A 25,910-nucleotide genomic window follows, 5' to 3' on the forward strand; every position below is an offset into this window, starting at 1 on the left:
CTGCAATATGTCATATCTAGCTTGCATAATCGCATGCTGTCATAGCACTGTTGCCAATTATCTATGATGCATCGCCATCATGCTAATCCGTAATCGGCTTCGCCTGATTCTTCTCGAACTCTTGATAGGATGGCATCATCGCTGTGGCGGATCAATCCCTTTTGTACCCTAACGTAATAAAGCGCTATTAGGCAATCAGCTTGGTATGAAACTCCGCCTGTGCCGCCTGAATTCAACGTGCGAAGAAAATAAAACGAGAGATGTAGTCAAATTTCATCATGATCGACACTCACATCGAAGCTCCCTTTATGGCAGCGAAGAGGTGTGACAAGGCCCAAGGGCGCATTTCGGCGAATCCCAGGATGCCGCGCATCGACGACCTGAGGTGCAGTCTGCGAGACGTCCCACGACAAGACCAAAAAGGCGCTCCGCAGAGTGGTCGTTCAGGCAACGCCAGCGCGAGGACCACGCCGTATCTCCGGCCGCGCGGGCGGCCGGCCAACGCCGACGTGTCGCGCCAGGATCGCTTGCCTCCGGGCCGGGCGAGCACCCTCTCGCGAGGCGTGCATGATCTGCGCGTTTCGCGCGGCCGCCCGCGCGGTCATCCGGCCCGCCGCGTGGCGGGGCGGGGAGCGCGTCGCCTCGACACGCCCCTTCGCGCCCGGTCGGGCCGCCCGACCGCGCGGATTCGCGTGCCTCATCGAGAAGGGGCGATCCCACCCGGGAGCGGAACCCCGCGCCGGGCCGCGCTCACACGCGGTCCGGTTGATGGCTTCGCCATCTCCCATTTCGGCCATGCGGATGTCGGCGTCGCTCAGGCGCCGCGCCCAGGCGCCGCGCAGGCTTGGGATCAGGGATCCGCTTCGATCAAGCGGATCCCGGATCAGGCCCCGGCGCACGCGCGGGCGGAGTGCGGGGCGAGGCGCACGACGCCGCGCCCCGCCGCCTTGGCGGCGTAGAGCGCCTGGTCCGCCAGCCGGTAGAGGCCCTCCCCGTCGAGACTGTCGCGCGGGGCGAAGGCGACCCCGATGCTCACCCCCACGGTGAGCGGGGGAAAGCCCGCGAGGGCGAAGGGGGCGTGGAGCGCCTCGATCAGGCGGCGGGCCATGGCCTCGGCATTGACCGGCTGGTTCGTGCGGGTCTGGAGAATCACGAACTCGTCCCCGCCGATCCGCGCCGCCGTGTCCTCGGTCCGGATGATGCGCCGGATCCGCTCGGCCGCGGCGCACAGGAGCGCGTCGCCGGCCGCGTGGCCGAAGCGGTCGTTCACCTCCTTGAAATGGTCGAGGTCGAGGCAGAGCAGCGCGAAGGCGCCGCCGTAGCGCTGCACCAGGGCCAGTTCCTGCTGCAACCGGTCGCGCAGCAGCAGGCGGTTCGGCAGGCCCGTGAGCGCGTCGTGGAGCGCCAGATGCGCGATCCGGCTCTCCGCCTCCTTGCGCTCCGAGATGTCGCGCACCGCCGCCACGTAGCCGGTGGGCAGGCCCGTCCCGCCCTCGCGCATCACGCTGAACGTCGCCTCGACCCAGACGAAGCGGCCGTCCTTGCGCCGGTAGCGCTGCCGGCCCACGACCCGGTCGGCCTCGCCGCGGCTCACGCGGTCGAGCAGGGCGCGGTAGCCCGCCGCGTCGTCCGGGTGGACGCCGTCGATCGGGCGGGTGCCGACGAGTTCCTCGGGCGCGTAGCCGAGGAGGGGGAGCGAGGCCGGCGAGACGTAGCGCCGGGTCGTATCCGCGTCGGCGAGCACGATCATGTCGGAGGCGCTCTCGGCCAGGAGCCGGAAATGCGCCTCGCTGGTGCGCAGGACCGCCTCGGTGTGGCGCAGGCGCAGATGCGCGCCGACGATCGCCGCGAGATCCGCGAGGCGCGCGCGCTCCTCGGGCGAGACGCGGCGCGGGGTCGGGCCGAGCACGGCCAGCACCCCGAGGCGCAGGCCCGGAGCCAGGATCAGCGGAACTCCGGCGAAGAACCTCAGGGAGGTCCCGCGCGCCCGGCCCGCCTCGGAGACGCGCGGATCCTCCGCCGCATCCTCGACCACCAGCACCTCGTCGCCCAGGAGGACCTGCGCGCAGAGCGCGGCCGCCCGGGGCGCCTCCGCGACCGGGAGCCCGCACGCCGCCTCGATCCGGTGGCCCTCCGCCCCCGCGCGCGACACCAGGGCGGCCGGCAGGCCGAGCAGGGCCGCGGCCGTGCGGCACATCGCGTCGAGGTGGGACTCCGCCCCACTTCCGAACGGCCGCGGACCCCACGCCGGATCCGGGCGTCTCGTCACAGCAGCAGTCGAAACGGACATGCGGCCTGCCTGCAAGTCTGCCGATCGATCAGGATGAACCGACCCCGCTGTTGTAGAGCGGCTTCCGAAAAAATCCCTTAATCGGCTCCTGGACGGCCCGGATTCTTCCGGAAGTTCCAGATCTTAGGCCCAATTGGGGAGCCCCGTGGGTGTCCTGCGGCCGGCGAAGACCGAGACGGCGGAGATCACATCTCCGACATGGCTATGCCGGATTAGCTATGTCTGTCAAAGATTGTAAAAGTCTCGATGGTGTTTTCGGTGTGACTGCGCGGTCAGATTGTGATGACGTAAGGATAGAAGCATTGCCTGATATTTTGCGTCAAGGCGCTGTCCATGAAGGCGAAACTTGCCGGGATTGACGCCGCGTGACGGCCCCGAGCGGCCGGACAGGGGCAAGGGGTGGGATGCGCTCAGGGCCCGGGGCGCAGGATCAGCCGGTTCCGCGAGGCGCCGAGCACCGCCCGGTCCGCCTCGGCCGGCCGCCTCCTCCATGCCGATCCCCTCCTGCCTCGCGACCAGCGCCTCCGCCTCGACCACGAGGTGGCTCGCAGGGGTGCCGTCCCGCCGGATGCCGAGGTCGCCTGAGGAGCCGAACACCGCCTTGCCGACGAGCGCTGCCGGGCCTTCGCGGACGCGGCCCGCGAAGTCGCGCCCGGGGGTGCGGGGCGGAGGCGCGGGGCGGAGGCGCGGGGCGGAGGTGCGGGGCGGGGGTCCGGGGCGGGGGTCCGGGGCGGGGGTCCGGGGAAAGACCGCGGAGGGCATCGGGCCGAGCGCCGCCTTGGCGTCGGAGGGGTTCACGGCCGCGGCCTCGCCGGCGACCAGGGCCTCGTCCGCGCGGGCGCGGCCGATCTCCCGCCCATCCGGGATCCTCTCGGCGCTGCCGGGCCGGGCCGATCCGGGGCCGGCGCCGGGACCGCGGACCTGATCGAGGGCATGGCCGACGAGGCGGCCGGCCACGCCAAGCAGGGGATCGACGGCCTCACGGGCGACCGGAAGCTTCAGGCCGAGGGGAGGGCGCAGGAGCTGAAGGGCCGAGCGCTGAAGGGGCTCGGCGAAGCCAAGGACGCCGTCGAGGCGATCCGCGAGACGTTCTGACCGGGCAGGCCCCGGCCCGGCCGGGGCGGCCCCCGGCGCGGGGCGCTCGGCGACGACGAGGCGGCCCGCCGGCTCGGCTGCGAGCCCGGCACGGTCGAGAGCCGGCTCGGCCGGGGCCGGGCGCGCCTCGCCGCCCTGGTCGGCGGGGACGCGGCCTGAGCCGGGCCTCAGCTCGCGCGCAGCAGCGGCACGGCGCCGGGCTCGGCGAGGGGGGCGGTGCGGATCGGCACCGGGCCGCCGCTGCGCGGCCCGCCGCGGCAGTCGAGCGGCAGCACCACCACCACGCGGGTGCCGCGGGCGACCGAGCTCTCGAGCAGCAGTTCGCCGTCGTGCAGGCCGACGAGGCCCCGCACCACGGAGAGCCCGAGCCCCGTGCCCTCGTGCATCCGCGCATAGGCCGCCGAGTCGCCCGCCTGGAAGAACGGATCGCCCAGCCGCGGCAGGTCGGCCTCCGCGATGCCGACGCCGGTATCGGTGACGGACATCTCGATGCGGTCGTAGATCGCCCTCACCGCGACCGTGATCCGCCCGCCCCGCGGCGTGAACTTCACGGCGTTCGACAGCAGGTTGATCAGCATCTGGCGGCAGGCGCGCGGATCCGCCGTGAGTTCCGGCAGGTCGCGGGGGACGTCGCGCATCAGCTCGATGCCGCCCTGGTCGGCGCGCAGCTGCATCAGGTCGCAGCAGCCGTTGACCAGGGCGCGCAGGTCGAACGGTTCCGGCGCGAAGTCGAAGCTGCCGCTCTGGATCTTGGTGAGGTCGAGGAGCGCGTTCACGACCTCCAGGAGGTGCCGGCCGGAGCCGTGGATGATCGCCGCGTATTCGCGCTGCCGCTCCGGCGGCAGGGCGAGGTTGGCCTCGGCCGAGAGCATCTCGGAGAAGCCGATGATCGCGTTGAGCGGGGTGCGCAACTCGTGGCTGACCACCGCGAGGAAGCGGCTCTTGACCGCGTCGGCGCGCTCCGCCTCGGCGCGGGCCTGCTCCATCTCCTCCGCGTGGCGGCGCTGCTCGGACACGTCGCGGGTCACCGCCACCACGGCGCTGTGGTGGGGGGCGCCGGCCCGCGCGCCGGGCGGCACCCGGTGGGCGCGCATCTCGACCCAGATCACCCGGCCCGCCTCGCCCGAGGCTGCGAGGTCGGTGTGCAGGCGCACCTGCACGGTCACCGGCCCGTCGAGGCTGCCCGCGTCGCTGATCGCCTTCAGGAAGGCCGGCCGGTCCTGGACGTGGATCCGGCCGAGGAGGCCGCGGCCGAGGAGCGTCTGCGGCGCCGCCCCGGCCAGGCGCAGCGCCCCGCGGCTCGCCTGGACCACGCCGCCGCCGCGGTCGTGCCAGGTCACGAGGTCGTCGATGACGTCGAGGAGCAGGGCGTTGCGCGCCGAGGCCTGCTGGAGGCGGTCGTTCCAGCTGCCCTCGCGACGCCGGAATTCGAGCGCCAGGGAGAGCACGTGGCAGATCGCCGTGACGGCGAAGACCGGCATCGCCAGGGCCGCCGACCAGGCGAGCGGGGGTTCCGCGGGCGGGTCCAGGCAGGCGATCGCGACCGCCGCCGCCGCCGCGATCCCGGCCGCCGCGATGGCGGCCCGGTGGGTGCCGGCCATCAGCGCCTCGATCGGGATCAGCGCGAGCCAGAGCGTCGCGGCCGAGACCGGACCCCCGGTGAGCTGCGCGAGGCAGACGATGAAGCCCGCATGGGCCGCGGCCGAGAGGGCGTGCGCCGGGGTCAGCCGCCCCGTCCGGGCGAGCAGGAAGGCCGCCACCACCGGCAGCATGAGGCAGACGGCGACGCCCGCCTCCAGCAGCGACGGCACCCCCCGCCAGAGCAGGTAGGGGGGCAGCAGCGCCATGCTCACCGCGCCGGTCGCCAGGCGCGAGATCAGGAAACGCTCGTGGCGGCCCCGCTCGCCGGATTCCTCCGAGACGGAGTCGTGCACGAGGCCCGCGAGGCGGGCGTCGATCAGGGTCGCCAAGGCCTTGTTGATACGCACACCGCCACGCCAGCACCGGGGACCCACGAGGCCTCCAGCACCCCTCGACTCCAACGCCCCGACCCTCGCAGAGCCGGCTTAAACGATCGTTAGACGAGGCGGCGCGGCCGGCTCAGCCCGTCATGGCGCGGGCCTCGTAGCCGGCCCGGGCCAGCGCCTGCGCCACGTCGAGGGCCTGCGCGTCCGTGGTGACGCTCACCCGGCCCTGGCCGAGATCGACCGCGACCGCCGCCTCGGGGTCGAGCCGCCGCAGCGCCCGGGTGACGGCCTCGACGCAGCCGCCGCAGGTCATTCCCTCCACCTGCATCAGCAGTTCCACGCGCTCGCCCCCGCCGGGCTGCTGTCCCTGATGCGCCATGATCCGCACTCCTGAAATCCGCGCCCCCGCCGGGCGGGGCGGCCGCCGGGGCCGCCGGGCGGATGTCGGGCCGGCCGCGCCCCGGGGCAAGGGGCGCAGGGCAAGGGGCGCAGGGCAAGGGGCGCAGGGCAACGGGCGCAGGGCAAGGGGCGCGGCGCCAGGGGCGCGGGGCGTGCGGCGCCGCAAGAAGCCCGGGGACGTGACCGGGCGCCCGCTTGCGGGGGCCGCGAGGCTCGGCGACAAGTTCGGGATGTCCGGGCCCATGGGCCCGCCGGTCCGCGAGTTTCGGGAGGTGCTCCGCCATGGCCCTGACGACCGGCCGCCGTGCCGAAGGGCCGTCCGCGGGTCTCGTCTCCCTCTGCCTCGCGGCGCTGCTCGGCGGCGGCCTCTGCCTCACGGTGGCGTTCCTCTCCGCGCCCGCCCTCGGCGTGGTGGCGGGGCTCGCCCTGGTCTGGAGCATCGCCGCCAGCGTGGCGGCGGGTCTCGGCTGGCGGGCCGCCCGGCGCGCCGCCGCGCAGGCCGAGAAGCTCTCGGGCGAGGTCGATCTCCTGTCGCGGCGCCTGCTCGCCCTGGAGCAGCGCCCGGCCCCGGCGGCGGGGCCGGAGCCGCCGCGTCAGCAAAGCGGCGAGGCCGATCTCTCGGAACTGACCGCCGAGATCGGGCTCCTCGGCAGCATCGTGCGCGAGATCGCCGTGACGGTGGCGGCGCAGGACCAGGAGATCGCGCGGCTGAAGCAGCCGCCCCCGCCGCCGCCTCCCGCCTCCAAGAATCCCATTCCCGAGCGTCCCGCTCCCGAGGCTCCTCGCCCGCCCGCTTCCGAGCCGGGGATCCGCCCGCGGAGCGAGGCTCCGCCGCGGGGTCGGTCCCTGCCGGGGGAGCAGGCCGCGCCGCGCCCCTTCGTGCCGGAGCCCGCCCTGCCGCGCCCGGTCGCCTCCGGCGCCGAGGCGCGGCGGCGCGAGCAGGCGATCCTGGAGGCCCTGACCCAGGGCGGGCTCGAAGTGCATCTCCAGCCCATCGTCAGCCTCCCCCAGCGCAAGGTGGCCTTCTACGAGGCGCTCACCCGCCTCAGCCTCGGGGAGGCGCGGCTCACCCCGGCGGAGTTCATCCCGACGCTCGAACGCCACGGCCGCACCACGGAACTCGACCGGCTGATGCTCGCGCGCGTGACGGCGATCGGCCGCCAGCTGGCGGCGCGGGGCAGCACCGCCGCGGTGGCCTACGCGCTCTCGCCGAGTTCGCTGTTCGAGCCCGGCTTCCTGCGCGGGCTCGGCCGGCTGATCGAGGCGCATCCCGAACTCGCCGGGCGGATGATCCTGGCGCTGCCCCAGCGCAGCCTGCGCAGCCTCGACGGCGAGCAGAGCGCGGCGCTCGCCGCCCTGCGCGGGCGGATCCCCCTCGCCCTCGACCGGGCGGGGGATCTGCGCTTCGACGGTTCCGCCCTCGCGGCGCTCGGCATCGCCTACGCCAAGGTGCCGGCGGACCTGCTGCTCGGCCGGCGCGGCGGCACCCCGGAGGTCGCGCCGGAGGACCTCGCCGCGGCCCTGGCGCGCGCGGGCATCCGGCTGATCGCCGAGGCCGTGGAGCGCGACGCCGACGTGCCCGACCTGATCGACCTCGACCTGCCGCTGGCCCAGGGGGACGTCTTCGCCGCGCCCCGGATCGTGCGCCCCGAGGTGCTCCAGCCGCCGGAGGCGCCCCCCGAGCCGGAGCCGCCCGACCCCGCGCCGCCGGCCGAGGACCCGCCGGTGCGGCGCTCCTTCCGGGATTTCCTGCGCCGGGCGGTGTAGGGGCGCCTCAGCGTCCGGGCCAGTCCCGGTAGGCGAGGCGCCGGGCGGCGCGGCGCACCCGGTCGGCCGGGGTGAGGCCGAGCACCCGCGCCCGGTAGGCCGGGTCGCCGACGATCCGGGCCAGATTGTCCGAGAGGGTGCGGGCGAAGCCGGTCATGCTGAAATTCGCCTCCCAGAGCGCCCGGCAGCGCCGCTGGCGCGCCGGCACGTCGTCGTCGCGCCAGACCGCCCGGATGGCCTCGACCAGCTGTCGGCGGCTTGCGGCCACGACGAGCGTGTCCTCGAACCGGCCGGCGCGGACCTGCGGCAGCAGGCCGCCGGTGTCGAGCATCACCGGGATCCGGCCTCGCGACAGGACCTCGTACATGCGCACGGTCCAGTTGCCGATGCCGCGGTCGCAGACCACGAAGTCCGACTGCTCGATGTTGGCGGCGAATTCCGCGGCGGCCTGCTCGACCGGCAGGCCCTGGGCCCAGAACTTGTCCCGGATGATGTAGTTCGAGGTGAAGCCCGGGGTGCGGGCGAGATACGCGAGCGTGCGCCGCCGCGTGCCGCGGTTGCGCAGGGTGCCGCAGAAGCCGATCACCGGCGTCGCGCCCGGCGGCTTGGCGACGATCCCCTCCGGATGCGTGATCCAGACGTAGGGCAGGATGAATTCGTGCGGCAGCCGCCACGCCCGCGTCAGGCCGGTGCGGTAGACGATCGCGTCCCGGCCCGGCGCGTCGATGATGACGTCGTAGTCGGTCTGGGCGAAGACGACGAGGGGCTTGCCGCCCCCCTCGACGACGCCCTCGACCCGGCAATGGACATGCGTGCGGGCGTCGCGGACGAGGCTCGGGACCACCACGAGGTCGCTCTCCGCCTCGCTGCCCACCCGCTCCAGGGCGGCGTGCGACAGGAAGATGCGCAGGAACGGGTCGGGCTCGGCCGGGAGGAAGATCTTCGGGAGTCTGTCGCCTTCGTCCACGGTCGTCCGCCCGCCCGCCGCACCGGGGCTCGTCTAGAGCAGGATCCGATCGCGTTGCAATCGGGGGCTGCTCTAGGTTCTTGATGTTGCCGCATTTTCTGCGACGGACCGGTGGCCCCTCCTGCGGGCGGTGCGCGAGCGCATGGCCCTGCCTGGCGGCCGCCGGGCTCGTCGTCGGGGCGGCGAACCTCTTCCTGCCCTTCATGATCCTGCCGATCTATGCGGTGATCCGGCTGATCGACCCGCGCCTCTCGGAGGCGCCGGCGACGCTCGGGGCCGCGCCCCTGCGCCGCTTCCGCGCCGGGACGCTGCCCCTGACCCTGCCGGGGCTCGTCTCGGGCGCCGCCTTCATGGTCTCGCTCGCGGTGTCGATGTACGTGGTGCCGAGCCTCGCCATCGGCGACCGCTACCAGACGCTCGCGACGCTCACGGGCCGCGCCTTCCCGTTCATGCGCAACGAGGAACTGGCCTCGACCGCCGCCACGATCCTGCTCGTCCTCGCGGTTGCGATCGTGGTCGGTTCGACGCCGCCGGCGCGCCGCCTGGGGGGCAGCGCATGACGCTCACCGAACGGGCGGCCTGCGCCGCCATCTGCATCGCGGCGATCCTGGCCGCCCCGTTCCTGATCGCCCCGCTCGCCGTCACGGTCGCGGTCTCGTTCGGGTCGAGCCCGGTCTTCACCCGGCCGCCGCCCGCCTGGTCGACGCGCCGGTACGAGCGGATCCTCACCTCCCGCGACCTCTGGCCGGCGGCCCTCACCTCGCTCAGGGTCGCCCTCCTCTCGACCGGCCTCGCCCTCGTGGTCGGGACGCTCCGCGCCATCGCGGTGGTGCGCGGCCGCTTCCTGGGCCGCGAGGCGCTCGTCACCCAGCAACGACATGCGCTTCCAGCGCGGGGGCGGCTACGGCGCGACGCGATCGCGGCCCCTTGGCTGCGCGCCGCGACGGGCCGCCGCCCCCGCGCCTCAGCGCAGCACGCTCGCCCCCGCCGCCCGCAATCCCGCATAGACGAGGCCGGAAGCGGCGGCGAGGCAGAGGAGCGCCCGGGCATTCGGCGCCATCCGGCCCTCCGCGCCGTCGTGGAAATCCGCCTCCGGCTTGCGGCCGGTGACCATCGCCCGGACGACGCGGTCTTTCAGGACGAGTTCGTAGGTCAGGTTCGCCAGCACGTGCAGGGCGGCGAGGCCCAGGATGATCCAGAAGCCCCGCGCATGGTAGAAGGCCGCGCGGCCGTTGAGCCAGTCGGACCCGACCTTGACGAGCGGGCCCTCCGCGACGGCGTCGTCGCTGGTGAACAGGCCCGTCCCCGCCTGGGCGGCGGCCGCGAGCAGCAGCAGGACGATCATCACGCTGCCGAGCGGGTTGTGGCCCCGGTAATGCGGCCTCGCCCCGGCGAGGGCGGCCCGCAGATAGGCGCCGACGCGGCCCGGCGTGGGAAGGAAGTGGGCGAACCGCGCCGTCTCCGACCCGACCAGGCCCCAGATCAGCCGGAAGATCAGCAGGCACAGGATGGCGTAGCCGTTCAGCCGATGCAGGTAGAGCGTGGGATCGTGGCTGAAGCGCTGCGTCGCGTAGGCGCTGAGGATCAGCGCCACGAGACCCCAGTGGAACAGGCGCGTGGGCAGGTCCCAGACCTTGATCCCGGCGCGCCGGGACGCCTCCCGCGGACCGGACGACCTGATCTCCGTCATTTCTTGAGGCGGTATTCCTTGTGGCAGGCGCCGCACTGCGCGACGACCTTCGGCATCGTCGCCGCGAAGGAGGCCTGGTCGGTGATGCTGCCGAGGGCCGAAGTCGAATCCGCCGCCAGCTTCGTGAAGCGCGCCGCGACGTCGTCCTTGTGCGACCAGATCGCCGGCAGGGCCTCGGTGTCGCGGCCGCTCTTCGAATCCTCCGGGAACAGGTCGGGCAGCTTCCTCGCCCCCTCGGCGTAGGTCGCCAGGGCCGTCTTGACGGGGGCGATGTCGAACGGCGCCTCGCCCTTCAGGATCCCGGCCACCGGCTTCGTGACGTCGCCGAAGGATTTCAGGATCTTCTTGCGCGCGTCGATCGCATAGAGATTTTGGGCTTGGGCGAGACAAGAACCGAAAACGCTGAGCAGCAGGGCGACGAGGACGCGTTTCAAGACGGTCTCCTGGGTCATCGAAAAGCGCTTTACCCAAAGAAACGCGAACCGGATTTCCGTCGCGCCTCATTGTCGGCATCAGGCCCAACCGTCCCCACTCTGTCAAGCGGGTGCGCGAAGCCGACGGAGGATGGTGGAGATACGACGCAGAGAGATGTCCGGCCGCCCGCGCGCCCGATCCACCCGTGCCGCGCCGAGAACCCGAGCCGGAACGATCGGACGGAGCGCGCGCCGATCTGGCCGTGACGGCCGCGACATTCCGATTTGTCGGGCGCTTGCCCGCGATCGACGCTGCGGATCCGCGCGGTGCAAAGCGTCCATCGGGAATGTCGCGCCTCTCCTGGCGGCGGGCGGCAGGGCGCCGCAAGCGTGACCGCAGCAAGCGCGGGGCCCGCCCCCTCAGGCCGCATCCTGCGCGGGCCAGGGATCCGCGGCGGCCTGCGTCGCGCGGAAGGCGACGAGCGTCATGTCGTCCCGCCGCGCCTCGTCGCCGCGATAGGCGGCGAGATCGGCCTCGAGCCCGGTGAGCTGCTCGGGCAACGACCGCCTGGCGCGGGCCGCGAGCCGCGCCGCGACGCCGGCATGTCCGATGAGGCGCGGCCGGGCACCGGGAGAGGGCGCTCCCATCTGGTCGGTGATGCCGTCCGTCATCAGGTAGAAGCTCGTCCCCGGCGCGACGGCGATCACCTGATCCTCCGCGGGCGCGGTCCCGCGGCCCGCCGGCGGCTCCCGCCCGCCATCCGGATAGCCGAGGCCCCGGCGCGCGCCGCGCTCGCGGGTGACGACCCCGTCGCGGATGACCGTGAGCGACAGGCCGGCCCCGGCGAAGCGCAGGCGGCGCGCGGCGGGGTCGTAGACGCAGATCCCGCAATCGAGTCCGTCGTCGGATTCCGCCCCGCGCCCGTCCTGGCGCAGCTGCGCGCGCACGAGGGCGTCGAGCCCGGCGAGCAGGGCGGCGGGCGAGCGCAGGCCGCGCTCGTGCAGGAGCCGGTCCAGGGCCGTCGCCACGATCAGGGTCAGGAAGGCGCCCGGTACCCCGTGCCCGGTGCAATCCGCCACCACGATGACCGCGAGCCCGTCGATCTGCTCCAGCCAGAAATAGTCGCCGCCGACGAGGTGCAGCGGCTCCCACAGCACCGCCACGTCGAGCCCCGACCCGGCGAGCGCGGCGCGGTCCGGCAGGACCGAGGCCTGGATGCGGCGCGCGTAGGCGATGCTCTCGATCACCTGCCGGTTCGCCTGGGCGAGCTCCGCGTGGGCGCTCTCGAGCGCCTGCAGGAGCCGCTTGGCCTCGTCGCCGCTGCGCAGGCCCTCGACCATGCGGTTGAAGGCCGAGGTGATCGCGTCGATCTCGTTGCTCGGCCGGGCGGCGTCCCCGAGATCGACCGCGGTCCAGCGCTTGTGCTCGACCGCGCGCATCGCCCCGAGCAGGCGGGCGAGGGGCGCGAGCACGTGGCGGCGCACGGTGGCGTGGAGCGTCAGCACGAAGGCCAGCATCAGCACGAGGCTCGTGCCGAGGGCGAGCAGCGCCTGGCGCCAGGCATTGTCCCGCAGGGATTCCGCCGAGAGGGCGACCGTGAGGGTGCCGCCGGCCCGGCCGTCGCCGGGCGAAGCGACGTCCGCGCTCGCCTGGATCAGGTCGAAGGCGCGCCGCGGCGTCTCGCCCGCGCTCGCGATCAGGCGGCCCTCGGGGTCGCGCAGGGCGGCGGAGCGGAAGGCCGGATCGAGGGCGAGGGCCCGCAACGGGCCGGCGAGCGCCTCGGGGGCCCCGGCGAGGCCGGGCCGGGCGAGCGCCGCGGCGGTGATCCCGGCGAGCAGGGACGCCCGCTCGCCGTAGAGCCGCAGCTGGTCCAGGTACGAGACGAGGGCGATGCCGATCTGCGTCAGCAGCACCACCACGGCGATGACCGGGTAGATGCGCAGGAACAGGGTATGGGCGAGGCTGTCGAGGTTGCGGCCCCGCGCGGCGCCCCGCAGGGCGCCGGGCCGCATGATGTCCGCGACCCGGTCCCGGTCGGCCGCGGCCGCGGCGAGGCTCCCCGGCAGCGGCACCTCGCCCCGACGCAGCGGCATGGCTCCCCGCAGCGCACCGCGGCGGGGGAGCGGAACGGCCCCGCTCACGAGGCCGGCTCGCAGGCGACGCGGTTGCGCCCTGCCGCCTTGGCGGCGTAGAGCGCCGCGTCGGCGCGGTTGAGCCACTCCGCCAGCGCGTCGCCGGGGCGCAGGACCGCGAGGCCGAGGCTCGCCGTGATGGCGAGCGGCCCCTTCTCCGAGGCGACGCGCGTTCCGGCCACGGCCGCGCGCAGCCGCTCCGCGAAGGCGAGGCCGGCCTCCCGGTCCGTCTCCGCGAGCAGGATGGCGAATTCCTCGCCCCCCATGCGCCCGATCCCGTCGCGCTCCCGCAGCAGCCCCCGGCAGGTCTCCACGAAGGCCACGAGGGCCGCGTCCCCGGCCGCGTGGCCGAAGGCGTCGTTGATCGTCTTGAAGCGGTCGAGGTCGAGCATCAGCAGGCAGGCCGGCAGGCCGCCGCTTCGGCCGCGCTCGGCCTCGCGGGCCCCGACCGCCAGGAAGCGGCGGCGGGTCAGCGCCCCGGTCAGGTGGTCGGTGTCGGCGGCCCGCCGCAACTCGCCCTCGAGGCGGATGCGCTGCTCGATCTCCCCCGAGAGCGCCGCGTTGAGGGCCTGCATCTCGCGCTGCTGCTCCGCCAGCCGGGCATTGGCGCGCTGCAGGTCGCCCTGCATGCGGTCGCTCAGGCGCACGAGCCGGCGCTGCTCGCGGTAGCTGCGCCGGTAGGCCTGCGCGAGGTCGCGCACGCCGCCCGCCACTTCGGACAGGCGGTCGAGCATCAGGTCGGTGCGGGCGAGCACCGCCTCCTCGGTGCCGAACAGGCTGAAGGCGTCGGCGACCGGCGCCGGGGAGACCTTCCGCACGCTCACGCCCGCACCTCCCGCACCATCTCGAAGCGCGCGTGGGTGAAGTCCGCGGCGAAGTCCTCGCCCGCCTCCTCGATCGCGTCGTCGCCCTCGGCGAAGACCCAGCGCACGCAGACCGGCCGCCCCCCGGCCGCCGCGTCCTCGAGCGGCAGGAACAGGTTCATCAGGGCCTTGGCGCTCGACGAGTTGAAGTAGGCGAGCGCGATCTCCAGCGTCAGGGGCTCCGTCCCGCCCGCCGCCAGGTGCCCGCGCAGCGCCTGGAGCAGCGGCCCGAAGAAGGCCGCCGCGTCCTCCGGATAGGACTCGCCGCGGATCGCGAGCCGCCCCGCCGCGAAGTCGAACTCGACCTCGGGCGAACGGCTGGTCGGCGGGATCTGGATGCGGTCCATCGCGAATCCTCGGCTCTCAGATGCGGGCCTTGAGGCAGAACAGGCTGAGCTCGTCGCCGATGTCCTGGAAGCCGTACTCGACCGGCGCGCTGGCCCGGCGGGCGATCTCGATCAGGCCGATGCTGCCCCCGAGGCTGCCCTCGTCCGGCGGCTGGCGCAGCTTCTCGCGGTAGTGGCGCTTCAGGTCCTCCGCCGAGAGAGCGGCGATGTGGTCGAGCCGCCCGCGCAGGGCCGCGACGTCCGCCCGCCGGACCTCGTTGGCGCAGACCACGACGAAGCGGCCGTCCTCGGCGCCGACCGCGATCATCCCGGCGCTCGCCCGCGGGCCCGCCGGGACCTCGCCCGCGGCCACCTTCCGGGCGGAGTAGCGGATGATGTTCTGCGCCTGCTCGACGAAGATCGAGAACACCCGCTTGGCGATCGAGGCGTCGGTCTCCTGCTGCTGCATGCGCAGCCTCAGCACCTCGCCCAGCGACATCATCACGTTCTCCGAGAGGTCGCCGCCGAAGGACAGCAGGACGCCGTTGCGCTTCGAGGCCTCGTAGAAGGAGATGAAGTCGTGTCCGAGCACCCGCGCCTCCCCGCCGGCCAGCACGGGGCGATGGTCGATGTCGCGCGTGCCGCACCCTCAGCGATAGCCGCGTGGCCTCACCAAAGTCTTAAGTGCGGACCCGAAGGTACCGTAAACCCGGCGCAAATCTGAGTTTCATCCGCGGAAGGGTGCGATGAATTTCGAGGCAATTTGACCAGTATATGTCCATCGGCCGAGACGTTTGCTGAGCGCGACCTTCCCGGCGACGGCGCCTCCGCGGGAGGCGGCGAGCCGCCTCCCGCGATGACGGGCGCTCCGCGCCTCACTGCGTCAGCGGGCAGCCGCTGTCCTTGGGCGACAGGAACGCCTTCTCGCCGGGGATCGTGGCCAGGAGCTTGTAATAGTCCCAGGGCGCCTTCGACTCGGCCGGCGTCTTCACCTGGAACAGGTACATGTCGTGGACCATGCGGCCGTTCGCCTGCACCTTGCCGCCGCGGCCGAAGAAGTCGTCGACCGGCAATTCGCGCATCTTGCGGGCGACCGCCTCGGTCTCGTCCGTGCCGGCCGCCTTCACGGCCTTCAGGTAGTGGGTGACCGACGAGTAGGTGCCGGCCTGGATCATGCTCGGCATCCGCCCGAACCGGGCCATGTAGCGCTTGGCGAAGCCCCGGGCCTGATCGTCGAGGTCCCAGTAGTAGCCCTCGGTGAGCACGATGCCCTGGGCGGCCTTGAGCCCGATGCCGTGCACCTCCGCCAGGGTGAAGAGCAGGGCCGCGAGGCGCTGGCCGCCCTGGACGATGCCGAACTCCGCCGCCTGCTTGATCGAGTTCGAGGTGTCGAGCCCTGCATTGGCGAGGCCGATGACCTTGGCGCCCGAGCCCTGGGCCTGGAGCAGGAAGGAGGAGAAGTCCTGCGCGCTCAGGGGATGGCGCACGCTGCCGAGCACCTTGCCGCCCTTGGCCTCGACGAACTTCGTCGTGTCGGCCTGCAGCGCCGTGCCGAAGGCGTAGTCGGCGGTGATGAAGAACCAGGTGTCGCCGCCATTCTCGACCAGGGAGCCGCCGGTGCCGACCGCCAGGGCGTGCGTGTCGTAGGCCCAATGGAACCCGTAGGGCGTGCATTGCTTGCCGGTGAGGTCCGTCGTCGCGGCCCCGTCCACGATGGTGATCCGCTTCTTCTCGCGCGAGAGCCCCTGCACGGCGAGGGCCACCGAGGAGGTGGTCAGCTCCATGATCGCGTCGACCTTGTCGGTGTCGTACCACTGGCGGGCGACGTTGGAGGCGATGTCGGGCTTGTTCTGGTGGTCCGCGTCGACGATCTGGACCGGCGCGCCGAGCACGCTGCCGCCGAAATCCTCGACCGCCATCCTGGCCGCCTCGACCGAGCCGCGCCCGCCGAAATCGGCGTAGACGCCCGACTGGTCGTTGAGGATGCCGATCTTGACGACGCCGTCCGAGATCCGGCCCGGGTCGGCCTGCTGGGCGAGGGCGCCCGGGCCGGCGACGAGCCCTTGGGCGGCGAGGAGCGCGAGGCCGAGCGCGGTGGTGCGGGCGAGCGCCCGGGTCAGGGTCCGCATGAGGTTTCTCTCCCGATCGGCGGACCCGGCCGGCCCGCCCTGTCGTTGGCGGCGCCGATAACAGGGCCGCGGGCGCGCCGAATCAAGCGTCCGCGCGCCCTCCGGCCGTAAGCCTTTCGGCGCAGGGCCGACCCGCCCGAGAGGCCCGGTCCCTTTCTGATGCGCGGACGCCTATATGGCTCTATAACGCGCGGCATCACGCTCGCGTCAGACGTTTCGATCGATCGCAGGTCCACGATGCTCGGTGCCATCGCCAAGAAGATTTTCGGGTCGTCCAACGACCGTCGGGTGAAGGGCTATCGGCCCCGGGTCGCGGCCATCAACGCCCTCGAGCCCGAGATGGAGGCCCTGAGCGACGAGGCCCTGCGCGCCCGCACCGACGCGCTCAAGGCCGAGGTCGCGGCCGGCAAGAGCCTCGACGACATCCTGGTGCCGGCCTTCGCCACCGTGCGCGAGGCGGCCAAGCGGGTGCTCGGCCAGCGGCATTTCGACGTCCAGCTGATCGGCGGCATGGTGCTGCACGAGGGCGGCATCGCCGAGATGAAGACCGGCGAGGGCAAGACCCTGGTGGCGACCCTGGCCACCTACCTCAACGCGCTCGCCGGCCAGGGCGTCCACGTCGTCACGGTCAACGACTACCTGGCGCGGCGCGACGCCGAGTGGATGGGCCGGGTCTACGGCTTCCTCGGCCTCAGCACCGGCATCATCGTGCACGGGCTCGACGACGCCGAGCGCAAGGCGGCCTATGCCTGCGACATCACCTACGGCACCAACAACGAGTACGGCTTCGACTACCTGCGCGACAACATGAAGTACGAGCTGGGCCAGATGGTCCAGCGCGGCCACGCCTTCGCGATCGTGGACGAGGTCGACTCGATCCTGATCGACGAGGCGCGCACGCCGCTGATCATCTCGGGGCCGATCGACGACCGCTCCGACCTCTACGTCGCCATCGACGCGCTGATGCCGCGGCTCGCGCGCGAGGATTACGACCTCGACGAGAAGCAGCGCACGGTCTCGCTCACCGAGAGCGGCAACGAGCACATCGAGGAGCTGCTGCGCGAGGCGGGGGTGCTGCGGGAGGGCGACCTCTACGACGCGCACAACATCACGATCGTCCACCACGTGAACCAGGCCCTGCGCGCCCACACCCTGTTCACGCGGGACAAGGACTACATCGTCCGCAACGACGAGGTCGTCATCATCGACGAGTTCACCGGCCGCATGATGCCGGGCCGGCGCTACTCGGAGGGCCTGCACCAGGCGCTGGAGGCCAAGGAGCGGGTCACGATCCAGCCCGAGAATCAGACGCTGGCCTCGATCACCTTCCAGAACTACTTCCGCCTCTACAAGAAGCTCGCCGGCATGACCGGCACCGCCTCGACCGAGGCGGACGAGTTCCAGGAGATCTACAACCTCGGCGTGGTCGAGATCCCGACCAACCGCCCGGTCGAGCGCGTGGACGAGGACGACGAGGTCTATCGCACGGCCGAGGAGAAGTACGCCGCGATCATCGCGGAGATCGACAAGGCGCATGCCCGCCACCAGCCGGTCCTGGTCGGGACGGGCTCGATCGAGCGCTCGGAGCACATCGCGGCCCTCCTGGAGAGGCACGGCTACCGGCCGCTCGACTACAGCAACCTCTCGGCCATGGAGGAGGTCTACGCGGCGGCCCGCGAGGGGCGGGTGACCAAGCGCTTCGCGGTGCTGAACGCGCGCTTCCACGAGCAGGAGGCCTACATCGTGGCGCAGGCCGGCGTGCCCGGCGCCATCACCATCGCCACCAACATGGCCGGCCGCGGCACCGACATCAAGCTCGGCGGCAACGTCGAGATGCGGGTGGCGCAGGAACTCGCCGAGGTTCCGGAGGGGCCGGAGCGGCAGGCGCGCGTCGATGCGATCCGCCGGGAGATCGACGAGAACCGGGCCCAGGTGCTGGCCTCGGGCGAGCCGGCGGATCCGGAGGCGGGCCGCAAATCCGCCCTGCCGGGCGGGCTCTACATCGTCGGCACCGAGCGCAACGAGAGCCGGCGCATCGACAACCAGCTGCGCGGCCGCTCCGGCCGCCAGGGCGATCCCGGGCGCTCCAAGTTCTACCTGTCGCTCCAGGACGACCTGATGCGCATCTTCGGCTCCGACCGCATGGACGGCATGCTGCAGAAGCTCGGCCTGGAGCAGGGCGAGGCGATCATCCATCCGTGGATCAACAAGGCCATCGCCAAGGCGCAGCAGAAGGTCGAAGCCCGCAACTTCGACATGCGCAAGAACGTGCTCAAGTACGACAACGTGATGAACGACCAGCGCAAGGTGGTGTTCGAGCAGCGCCGGGAGTTCATGGCGCAGGAGAGCGTGCGCGAGACGGTGGACGAGATGCGCCACGGGGTCGTGGACGACGTGGTGGCGCAGCACATCCCGGAGGACGCCTATCCGGAGCAGTGGGACGTGGCGGGCCTGCGCGAGGCGATCGGCGCGCAGCTCAACCTCGATGTCCCGGTCGAGGACTGGGCCAAGGAGGAGGGGATCGCCGACGAGGAGATCCGCGACCGCCTGCGCAAGGCCGCCGACGAGGGCTACGCGGCCCGGGTCGAGCGCAACGGCCCCGACCTGATGGCCTACGTGGAGAAGCAGGTCCTGCTGCAGAGCCTCGACCACCTCTGGCGCGAGCACCTCGTGACCCTCGACCACCTGCGGCAGGTGATCGGCTGGCGCGGCATCGCGCAGCGCGACCCGCTCAACGAGTACAAGTCGGAGGCCTTCGAGCTCTTCAACGGCCTGATCGGCTCCCTGCGCGAGCAGGTGACCGGCCAGCTCATGCGCATCGAGATCATGATGCAGGAGCCGGAGGCCCCGAGCCTGCCGCCGATGTTCGCCCAGCACCTCGACCCGGTCACGGGCGAGAACGAGTTCGCGCTGCCGCAGGGCTCCGGCAGCTTCGGCGGCGGGGGCGGTGCCTTCGGCTACGCGGCGCAGGACCTCTCGGCGGACGCGGCGGTGCTGGAGCGCGACCCGACCGACGCCTCGACCTGGGGCCGCGTCGGCCGCAACGAGCCCTGCCCCTGCGGCTCGGGCAAGAAGTACAAGCACTGCCACGGCCGCTTCAGCGGCGAGGCGTGAGCGGCGCGGTCCCGGCCCCGCGCGGGCGCCGGGATCGCCTCGGCGGCCCCGCCTCGCCCGGCTGGGCCGTGCCCTGATGCAGGCAGATCACAGGCGGCCGTGCAGGACGGGAATGCCGCCATGCACCCGGAAATTGCCGCAAAGCGCCACCACGCTGCCGGCATGGTCGCGATGGGCTGGAAGGCGCGTCGCGCCGCGCCGCACCTCCCGTGCGGTTCCCTCTGCTCTCGGCGTTATGTCCTTGGCTTCGTGTCCTTGGCGTTTCGTTAAGCAATCGCCGCCATCCTGCTTGCACCTTTCCTGGAGATCCAGCGTGCGCGCTCTGTCTTCTTTCGGCCTCTCGCGCGTGAGCGCGTGTGCGGCGCTCGTCGCCGTCGTCGCCGTCGCGGCGCCGCAGGCCGCCTCGGCCCGTGACAATGTCGGCGCCGCGATCCTCGGTGGGGCGGCGGCCGGCGTCCTCGGCGGCGTCGCGGCCGGGGCGATCATCAACGGCGCCCAGGCCGCCCCGCCCCCGCCGGTCTACGTCGCGCCCCCGCCGCGCCGGGTCTACGTCGAGGAGCCGGAGCCCGTCGTGGTCCGCCGCCGCGCCCCGGTCTGCCACTTCGAGCGCCGCAAGGTCTGGCTCGACGACGAATCCTTCACCTACCGCCGCGTCGAGGTCTGCGAGTAGGGACCACGGTCACGGCGACGGCGCGAGGGCACCGGCGACGGTGCCCTTTTTCGTGGGCGGAGACGGCCCCGCGGGCCGAGGGGCAGGGGAGGGCGCCGTGTCACGGGCCTGACACCGGCCTCGCGCAGAAGGGCCGCGCCGCGGCCGCCCGGTCGCGACGCCCCGTGAGGTGTCCATGCCCGTCCCCCGTCTCCTCGTCCTCGCGCTGCTGGCCACCTCGGTCCCCGCCCTCGCCGAGCCGCAGGCCTTCCCGGCCGTGCTCGCCGGGCACGCGATCCTGCCGGCCCTGAGCGTCATCCCGGCGCCTGCCGACGCGCCGAAGGATCTCACGGTCTCGGGCAAGTTCACCACCGGCCGCCGCGTGGACGAGGTCGGCTCGGTCGAGGGCCTTTCGATGGGCCACCCGACCGGGGTCAAGCTGCCCTTCCGGGGCCAGCCGCTGCAGGGCCATTCCGGCATCAAGCGCATGGCCGACGGCACCTTCTGGGTGCTGACCGACAACGGCTACGGCACCAAGGCGTATTCGCCGGACGCCATGCTGTACCTGAACCGCTACCGGATCGACTTCGACAAGGGAACCGTCGAGCGGCTGGAGACGATCTTCCTGCGCGATCCCGACCGGCGCGTCCCCTTCCGGATCGCCAACGAGGGCACGGAGAGCCGCTACCTGACCGGCAGCGACTTCGACCCCGAGAGCTTCCAGTTCGTCGGCGACGACCTCTGGATCGGCGAGGAATTCGGCCCCTACCTGATCCGGGCCGACCGCAGCGGCCGGGTCAAGGCGGTGATCGAGACCAGCGTGGCCGGCAAGCCCGCCCGCTCGCCCGACCACTTCGCGGTCACGACCCCGCCGGTCCCGACCGCTCCGGTCGTGTTCACCGTGAAGCGCTCCAAGGGCTTCGAGGGCATGGCGGCCTCGCCCGACGGGCGCTTCCTCTACCCGCTCCTGGAGGGCCCGCTCTGGGACGCGGACGCCAAGGATTGGGAGAAGACGGACGGCCGCGAAGATCTGCGCATCCTCGAATTCGACGTCGCGGCCGCCTCCTGGACGGGCCGGTTCTGGACCTATCCGCTGGAGCGCAACGGCCACGCGATCGGCGACTTCAACATGATCGACGCCGCGACCGCGCTGATCATCGAGCGCGACGACGGGGAGGGGACTGCCGACAAGGCCTGCCCGGCGGGGGAGAAGCGGCCCGACTGCTTCTCGGTGCCGGCGCAGTTCAAGCGCGTCGTCAAGATCGAGATGACCGAGGCGAACCGGGGCGGCCCGGTGCGCAAGATCGGCTTCATCGACCTGATGCGGATCGCCGATCCGCACAAGCGCGCCCGCAAGCCGCTGACCGACGGGGTGCTGGCCTTCCCGTTCTTCACGATCGAGAACGTGGACGTGGTCGACGACCGGCACATCGTCGTGGGCAACGACAACAACCTGCCCTTCTCGGCCAGCCGCGACCCCAACCGCGCCGACGACAACGAGTTCGTGCTGCTGGAGGTGGCCGAGTTCCTGAAGGCGAAGTAGCGGTCGTAGGCGCGACGGGCGGCGGGCCCGTCGCGCCTGGCCCGGCTTTCTCGACATGCAGCAGTGCGAGAGCGTGGGGGTGGGGAGCCGTCCGAGGTCTCCGGAATCGTCGCGACCGGAGACCTCGTCCGCCCTCATCACAAAATGACGGACGCCGCGCCGGCCGGGTCTGACCTGGTGCGGATCGAGAGTATAAAGCTTCGAGATTTCGGGACTTTCCGCTGCGCGGAGACCGGCTATATCGCAAGTTATGCCGTCTTCGCGGGGTCGAATGATGTCGGAAAGTCGAAACCGCTCGATGTCGTGAGATTTGTCCGCGATTGTCTCATGCGACATCGGCGGTCGAACGCCGCGTCGTGACTTGCGTCCTCGATATCGGCGAGCCGGATCGCGGTTCGATCGTGGCCCGCGAGAGCTTGCATTACGCCCGCCACGTCGGTGGCCCTTCCCAGGAGTTCCTGAGATTCGGCTTCCGCAAAGGAGATTTCGTGACCAACGAGAACGAGGTGACCGGGGACGCGACCTCGGTCCATCGTGATCGCCAGAAACTCGATGAGCCGGACTTCCAGGCCTTCCTGGAAGCCCTGGATTGGGCCGTTGCCGGGGCGAGGGGCCTGCTCGGCACGGCCGAGCGGGCCTGACCCGCGCCGCCTCAATGCCCCCCGCCCAGATACGCCGCCCGCACGGCGGGGTCGGAGCGCAGCTGCTCGGCCGGGCCCTGGAAGCGGATGCGGCCGTTCTCCAGCACGTAGGCGTGGTCCGCGACGGCGAGCGCCGCCATGGCGAATTGCTCGACGAGGAGCATCGTCACCTGCTCCTCCTTGAGTCGCCGGATGGTGCGGAACACCTCCTCGACCAGCTTCGGCGCCAGACCCATCGAGGGCTCGTCGAGGAGAAGGATCTCCGGGCGCAGCATCAGGGCGCGACCCATGGCCAGCATCTGCTGCTCGCCGCCCGAGAGCGTGCCGGCGAGCTGCGCCCGCCGCTCCTTGAGGCGCGGGAAGAGGGCGTAGATCCGGTCCCGGTCGGCGGCCACGTCCCCCTTCGGCCGCGACCCGGTCAGCCGCGGGAAGGCGCCGAGCGTCAGGTTGTCCTCGACGGTGAGCGTCGGGAAGACCCGGCGCCCTTCGGGCGAGTGGGCGAGCCCGGCCCGGGCGACCTCGTGGCTGTCGAGCCCGCCGATCTCGCGGCCGTTGAGGCGGATCGAGCCCGCCCGCGGCTTGATCATCCCGGAGAGCGCCCGCATCGTCGTGGTCTTGCCGGCCCCGTTCGAGCCGATCAGGGTCACGACCTGCCCCTTCGGCACCGCGAAGGTCAGGCCGTGCAGCACCTCCACCTGGCCGTAGCCGGCGGCCAGCCCCGTGACGTCGAGCATGCGCGCTACTCCGCGGCGTCGGCAACCGGGCTGCCGAGATAGGCTTCGATGACCTTCGGGTCGGACTGGACCTCGCGGGCGTTGCCCTCGGCGATCTTGTGGCCGAAATCGAGCACGCTGACGCGGTCGCACAGCCCCATCACCACGTCCATGTGGTGCTCGATCAGGATGACGGTGATGCCGGCGTCCCGGATCTTGCGGATGATCGTGGTCAGTTCGGCGATGTCCGGGGCGGTCAGGCCCGCCGCCGGCTCGTCGAGGAGGAGGAGCACCGGGTCGAGGGCCAGCGCCCGGCCGATCTCCAAGAGGCGCTGCTTGCCGTAGGGCAGGTTGCGCGCCTCGACCTGCGCCAGGGCGCCGAGGCCCACGAAGTCGAGCATCGCCATGGCGCGGGCGCGCGCCTCGCGCTCCTCGCGCCGCCGCCGGGGCGTCGACAGGATCGCGTCGAACAGCGTGCCCTGGAAGCTGTGGTGGAGCCCGACCAGCACGTTCTCCAGGGCGGTCATCTCGCGGAAGAGCTGCACGTTCTGGAAGGTCCGCGCCACGCCCGCGAGCGCGATCTCGGAGGGGGTGCGACCGTCGAGGCGGTTGGCGCCGGCCAGCACCACGGCCCCGTCGGTCGGCTGGTAGATGCCGGTGAGCACGTTCATCATCGTGCTCTTGCCCGAGCCGTTCGGTCCGATCAGGCCGTGGATCGTGCCCGGCCGCACGGCGAGGTCGACGCCCGCCAGCGCCTTGAGGCCGCCGAACTGCATCACGGCGCCCTCGACCCGGAGCAGCGGATCGGTGCCCTCGCGGCCGCCCTGGCGGATCAGCGCCTCGCCCGCGGCCGTGAGCAGCCGGCCCTCGCCCGTGTGGGCCGGGCGCAGGAAGGGCAGCTTCTCGCGCAGGTAGCCGACGATCCCCTCGGGCAGGTAGTAGACCACGAACAGGATCATCAGCCCGAAGACCGTGAGCCGGTAATCGGTCACCGACTGGAGCGCCAGGGTCGCCGGGAAGAAGGCGATGCAGAGCAGGGCCGGCACCAGGAGGGCGAAGCGGTTCTCCCGGCGGCGCAGGAAGGCGACGGCGAGGATCGCCACGGCGAGCGCCGCGATGCCGCCCGCCATCATTCGCACGAGTTCGATGTCGGCGAGGATGTTCGGCATCATCACCACGATGGCGGCCCCGATCAGCGGCCCCGAGCGCGACTTGCGCCCGCCCATGGTCACCGCGAGCAGGAACAGCACCGTCAGTTCGAAACCGTAGGTGTTGGGGGCGACGTAGCGCTCGGACCACGCGAAGAGCGCGCCGGCGAGGCCCGCGAGCCCGGCCGAGATCACGAAGGCGTAGACCTTGTAGCGGTAGACGCTGACGCCCATGCAGTCGCAGGCGATGGGCGAGTCGCGCAGGGCCTCGAAGGCCCGCCCGAAGGGCGAGCGCACCACCCGGTTCACCACCAGGATGGTGAGGAGCAGGCAGGCGCAGACGAGGTAGTAGAATTCGAGCCGGCGGCCCGCCGCCCCCCAGGGCGAGGACAGGCCCAGGAGCGAGAAGTCGAGCACGCGGGCCGGCGGCAGGGTGATGCCGAGGGGCCCGTTGGTGAGATCGGTCATCTCGTTGATGAAGATCTGCACGATCGTCCCGAAGGCGAGGGTCACCATGGCGAGGTAGGGGCCGCTCACCCGCAGCGCCGGGATCGCCAGCAGCAGCCCGAACGCCGCCGTGACGCCGATGCCGGCAAGGAGCCCGAGCCAGATGCCGAGCTTGAACTTGAGGAACAGCACGGCGGCCGCGTAGGCGCCGACCCCGAACAGGCCCGCATGGCCGAGGGAGACCTGGCCCGTGTAGCCGACCACGATGTCGAGGCCGAGGATCAGGATCGCGTAGATCGCGATCACGGTGACGAGGTGGATGTAGTACTGGCTGCCGACGAGGTGCGGGAAGGCCGCGAGTCCCAGGATCAGCAGGGCCGCGCCCAGGATCCCGGCGAAGCGGCCGAGGCCCGGGGCGGCGGGCGGCGCGGTCTCGCGGGCGAGGACCGGCGCGGAGGCGGACGGCGCCATGACGTCAGACCTTCTTGATCACCGCCTTGCCGAACAGGCCGACCGGCCGCACGGCGAGGACGAGGAGGAGCAGGATGAGGCCGGGCACGTCCTTGTAGCCCGTCGAGATGTAGAAGCCCGTGAGGGTCTCGGCGACGCCGAGGATGAGCCCGCCCACGATGACGCCGAGGCCCGATTCGAGGCCGCCGATGATCGCCACCGCGAAGGCCTTGAGCGCCAGCACCGAGCCCATCGTGGCGCCGGTCAGCGTCACGGGCGCGACCAGCACGCCCGCGAAGGCCGCCGTCATGGCGCTGATCGCGTAGGAGAGGGTGATGACCTTGCGGGTGTTGATGCCCATCAGCCCCGCCGCGTCGATGTCGTTCGAGGTGGCGACCACCGCCTTCCCCCAGATCGAGCGGCGGTTGAACAGCTCGACCGCCAGCATCATCAGCAGCGCGCCGGCCACGACCAACAGCTCCATCGGCAGCACCCGCACGCCGCCGAAGGTCAGGGCGGCCTCGGGCAGGGGCGAGGGGAATTTCAGGTCGTCGCGGCCCCAGATGTTCTCGGCCACGTTCTTGAAGATGATGCCGAGCGCGATGGTCGCCATGATCCATCCGTACTCGGACTTGATCTTCACGGCCGGGCGCACGCCGAGCCGCTCGACCAGCGCCCCGAGGGCGAAGCCGAAGACCAGCACGAGGGGCAGCATCAGCCAGTAGCCCGTGAAGGGCACCAGCGTCAGGCCGAACAGGGCGCCGAGCATCAGCGCCTCGCCCTGACCGAAATTCAGCGTCTTCGACGTCGCGAAGGTGAGCTGGTAGCCGAAGGCGATGGCCGCGTAGATCATGCCGACCGCGACGCCGCTCGCCACGAGCTGCAGGAAGATGTGCATGGGGGACCCCGGGGGAGGCCGTGAGGCATGTGGCCAGCGCGGAGATCCGCGCGGGGCCGTGCGATCGGTCGGCTGGGAAAGGGCGCCCCGGCGGTACGGCGCGGGGCCGCTCCGCCGAGGCTTGCGTCTTCGCATCGTCGTCGTCGCCGAACCGGTGACCGCCTCGGCGGACGACGCCTGGAGCATTGTCCGACGAAGCGGATGCCGGTCCGTCGAAGACGAGGCGGCAGGATCGAAGATCGAGACCTGCGCCCGGTTGCAACGTGAT

Annotated in this window: 21 protein-coding genes and 1 pseudogene; 7 read left to right on the plus strand and 15 right to left on the minus strand. The window is 72.1% G+C overall.

Annotation, left to right across the window (positions count from 1 at the left end; translation table 11 throughout):
• Positions 1-883: 883 nt before the first annotated feature.
• On the minus strand, positions 884-2,197 hold the full coding sequence (locus M446_RS08395; RefSeq protein WP_043701000.1) for a sensor domain-containing diguanylate cyclase: 1,314 nt from the start codon (positions 2,195-2,197) through the stop codon (positions 884-886).
• A 555-nt stretch (positions 2,198-2,752) separates the two neighbouring features.
• Positions 2,753-3,121, minus strand: a pseudogene (locus M446_RS38805) (hypothetical protein); the annotation flags it as partial.
• Positions 3,122-3,223: 102 nt separating this feature from the next.
• On the opposite strand from M446_RS38805, the gene M446_RS35030 reads away from it, so the two are divergent.
• Positions 3,224-3,385: a CsbD family protein gene (locus M446_RS35030; protein WP_018261971.1), complete on the plus strand. Its 162-nt coding sequence runs from the start codon at positions 3,224-3,226 to the stop codon at positions 3,383-3,385.
• 167 nt (positions 3,386-3,552) lie between these two features.
• On the opposite strand, the gene M446_RS08405 is transcribed toward M446_RS35030, so the two are convergent.
• Positions 3,553-5,373, minus strand: a complete 1,821-nt coding sequence (locus M446_RS08405) for a sensor histidine kinase (RefSeq protein WP_012331676.1) — start codon at positions 5,371-5,373, stop codon at positions 3,553-3,555.
• Positions 5,374-5,485: 112 nt separating this feature from the next.
• Complete coding sequence (locus M446_RS08410; RefSeq protein WP_012331677.1) at positions 5,486-5,731, minus strand: heavy-metal-associated domain-containing protein; 246 nt, start codon at positions 5,729-5,731, stop codon at positions 5,486-5,488.
• A gap of 302 nt (positions 5,732-6,033) precedes the next feature.
• On the opposite strand from M446_RS08410, the gene M446_RS08415 reads away from it, so the two are divergent.
• Positions 6,034-7,518 (plus strand): EAL domain-containing protein, encoded by a 1,485-nt coding sequence (locus tag M446_RS08415; protein WP_012331678.1) that lies wholly within the window; start codon positions 6,034-6,036, stop codon positions 7,516-7,518.
• Between the two features lie 7 nt (positions 7,519-7,525).
• Here the strand turns inward: M446_RS08415 and M446_RS08420 are convergent, their stop codons facing one another.
• The gene (locus M446_RS08420) at positions 7,526-8,485 is read right to left on the minus strand and encodes a hypothetical protein (protein WP_012331679.1); all 960 of its coding nucleotides are present in this window, start codon (positions 8,483-8,485) and stop codon (positions 7,526-7,528) included.
• A gap of 83 nt (positions 8,486-8,568) precedes the next feature.
• Here M446_RS08420 and M446_RS08425 point away from each other — a divergent pair, with 83 nt between their 5' ends.
• The gene (locus M446_RS08425; RefSeq protein WP_050777473.1) at positions 8,569-9,045 is read left to right on the plus strand and encodes an ABC transporter permease subunit; all 477 of its coding nucleotides are present in this window, start codon (positions 8,569-8,571) and stop codon (positions 9,043-9,045) included.
• A 404-nt stretch (positions 9,046-9,449) separates the two neighbouring features.
• Here M446_RS08425 and M446_RS08430 read toward each other — a convergent pair whose 3' ends face one another.
• The 7 genes from M446_RS08430 to M446_RS08460 form a co-directional block, all read right to left on the minus strand.
• A complete protein-coding gene (locus M446_RS08430; RefSeq protein WP_012331680.1) occupies positions 9,450-10,175 on the minus strand; it encodes a cytochrome b/b6 domain-containing protein in 726 nt (241 codons plus the stop codon).
• Positions 10,172-10,609 (minus strand): c-type cytochrome, encoded by a 438-nt coding sequence (locus tag M446_RS08435; RefSeq protein ID WP_150108610.1) that lies wholly within the window; start codon positions 10,607-10,609, stop codon positions 10,172-10,174. The genes M446_RS08430 and M446_RS08435 overlap by 4 nt, the downstream gene beginning before the upstream one ends.
• Positions 10,610-11,008: 399 nt before the next feature.
• A complete protein-coding gene (locus tag M446_RS08440; RefSeq protein WP_012331682.1) occupies positions 11,009-12,682 on the minus strand; it encodes a SpoIIE family protein phosphatase in 1,674 nt (557 codons plus the stop codon).
• Between the two features lie 44 nt (positions 12,683-12,726).
• Positions 12,727-13,545: a GGDEF domain-containing protein gene (locus M446_RS08445; RefSeq protein ID WP_012331683.1), complete on the minus strand. Its 819-nt coding sequence runs from the start codon at positions 13,543-13,545 to the stop codon at positions 12,727-12,729.
• Positions 13,542-13,931, minus strand: coding sequence for a DUF1987 domain-containing protein (locus tag M446_RS08450; protein WP_012331684.1), 390 nt, complete (start codon positions 13,929-13,931; stop codon positions 13,542-13,544). The genes M446_RS08445 and M446_RS08450 overlap by 4 nt, the downstream gene beginning before the upstream one ends.
• A 16-nt stretch (positions 13,932-13,947) precedes the next feature.
• Entirely contained in the window at positions 13,948-14,502 is a 555-nt protein-coding gene (locus tag M446_RS08455; RefSeq protein ID WP_012331685.1) for a SiaB family protein kinase, read from the minus strand.
• 283 nt (positions 14,503-14,785) lie between these two features.
• The gene (locus tag M446_RS08460; RefSeq protein WP_012331686.1) at positions 14,786-16,039 is read right to left on the minus strand and encodes an ABC transporter substrate-binding protein; all 1,254 of its coding nucleotides are present in this window, start codon (positions 16,037-16,039) and stop codon (positions 14,786-14,788) included.
• A gap of 237 nt (positions 16,040-16,276) precedes the next feature.
• On the opposite strand from M446_RS08460, the gene secA reads away from it, so the two are divergent.
• From secA to M446_RS38810, 4 genes are all read left to right on the plus strand, one after another.
• Positions 16,277-19,153 carry a preprotein translocase subunit SecA gene (gene secA, locus M446_RS08465; RefSeq protein ID WP_012331687.1) on the plus strand — a complete coding sequence of 959 codons (2,877 nt, stop codon included), beginning with the start codon at positions 16,277-16,279 and terminating at the stop codon, positions 19,151-19,153.
• Between the two features lie 313 nt (positions 19,154-19,466).
• Entirely contained in the window at positions 19,467-19,823 is a 357-nt protein-coding gene (locus M446_RS08470; protein WP_012331688.1) for a hypothetical protein, read from the plus strand.
• Between the two features lie 175 nt (positions 19,824-19,998).
• Positions 19,999-21,345, plus strand: a complete 1,347-nt coding sequence (locus M446_RS08475; RefSeq protein ID WP_012331689.1) for an esterase-like activity of phytase family protein — start codon at positions 19,999-20,001, stop codon at positions 21,343-21,345.
• 488 nt (positions 21,346-21,833) lie between these two features.
• Positions 21,834-21,986: a hypothetical protein gene (locus tag M446_RS38810; RefSeq protein ID WP_265576565.1), complete on the plus strand. Its 153-nt coding sequence runs from the start codon at positions 21,834-21,836 to the stop codon at positions 21,984-21,986.
• Positions 21,987-21,997: 11 nt separating this feature from the next.
• Here the strand turns inward: M446_RS38810 and M446_RS08485 are convergent, their stop codons facing one another.
• Genes M446_RS08485 through M446_RS08495 form a run of 3 tightly spaced genes read right to left on the minus strand, consistent with a single transcriptional unit; the run spans position 21,998 to position 25,642 of the window.
• Positions 21,998-22,720 carry an ABC transporter ATP-binding protein gene (locus M446_RS08485; protein WP_012331691.1) on the minus strand — a complete coding sequence of 241 codons (723 nt, stop codon included), beginning with the start codon at positions 22,718-22,720 and terminating at the stop codon, positions 21,998-22,000.
• Positions 22,721-22,725: 5 nt separating this feature from the next.
• Positions 22,726-24,765, minus strand: a complete 2,040-nt coding sequence (locus tag M446_RS08490) for an ABC transporter permease subunit (RefSeq protein WP_012331692.1) — start codon at positions 24,763-24,765, stop codon at positions 22,726-22,728.
• 4 nt (positions 24,766-24,769) lie between these two features.
• Entirely contained in the window at positions 24,770-25,642 is an 873-nt protein-coding gene (locus tag M446_RS08495) for a branched-chain amino acid ABC transporter permease (protein WP_012331693.1), read from the minus strand.
• Between the last annotated feature and the right edge of the window lie 268 nt (positions 25,643-25,910).

This window comes from Methylobacterium sp. 4-46, assembly GCF_000019365.1.
Lineage (GTDB): Bacteria > Pseudomonadota > Alphaproteobacteria > Rhizobiales > Beijerinckiaceae > Methylobacterium.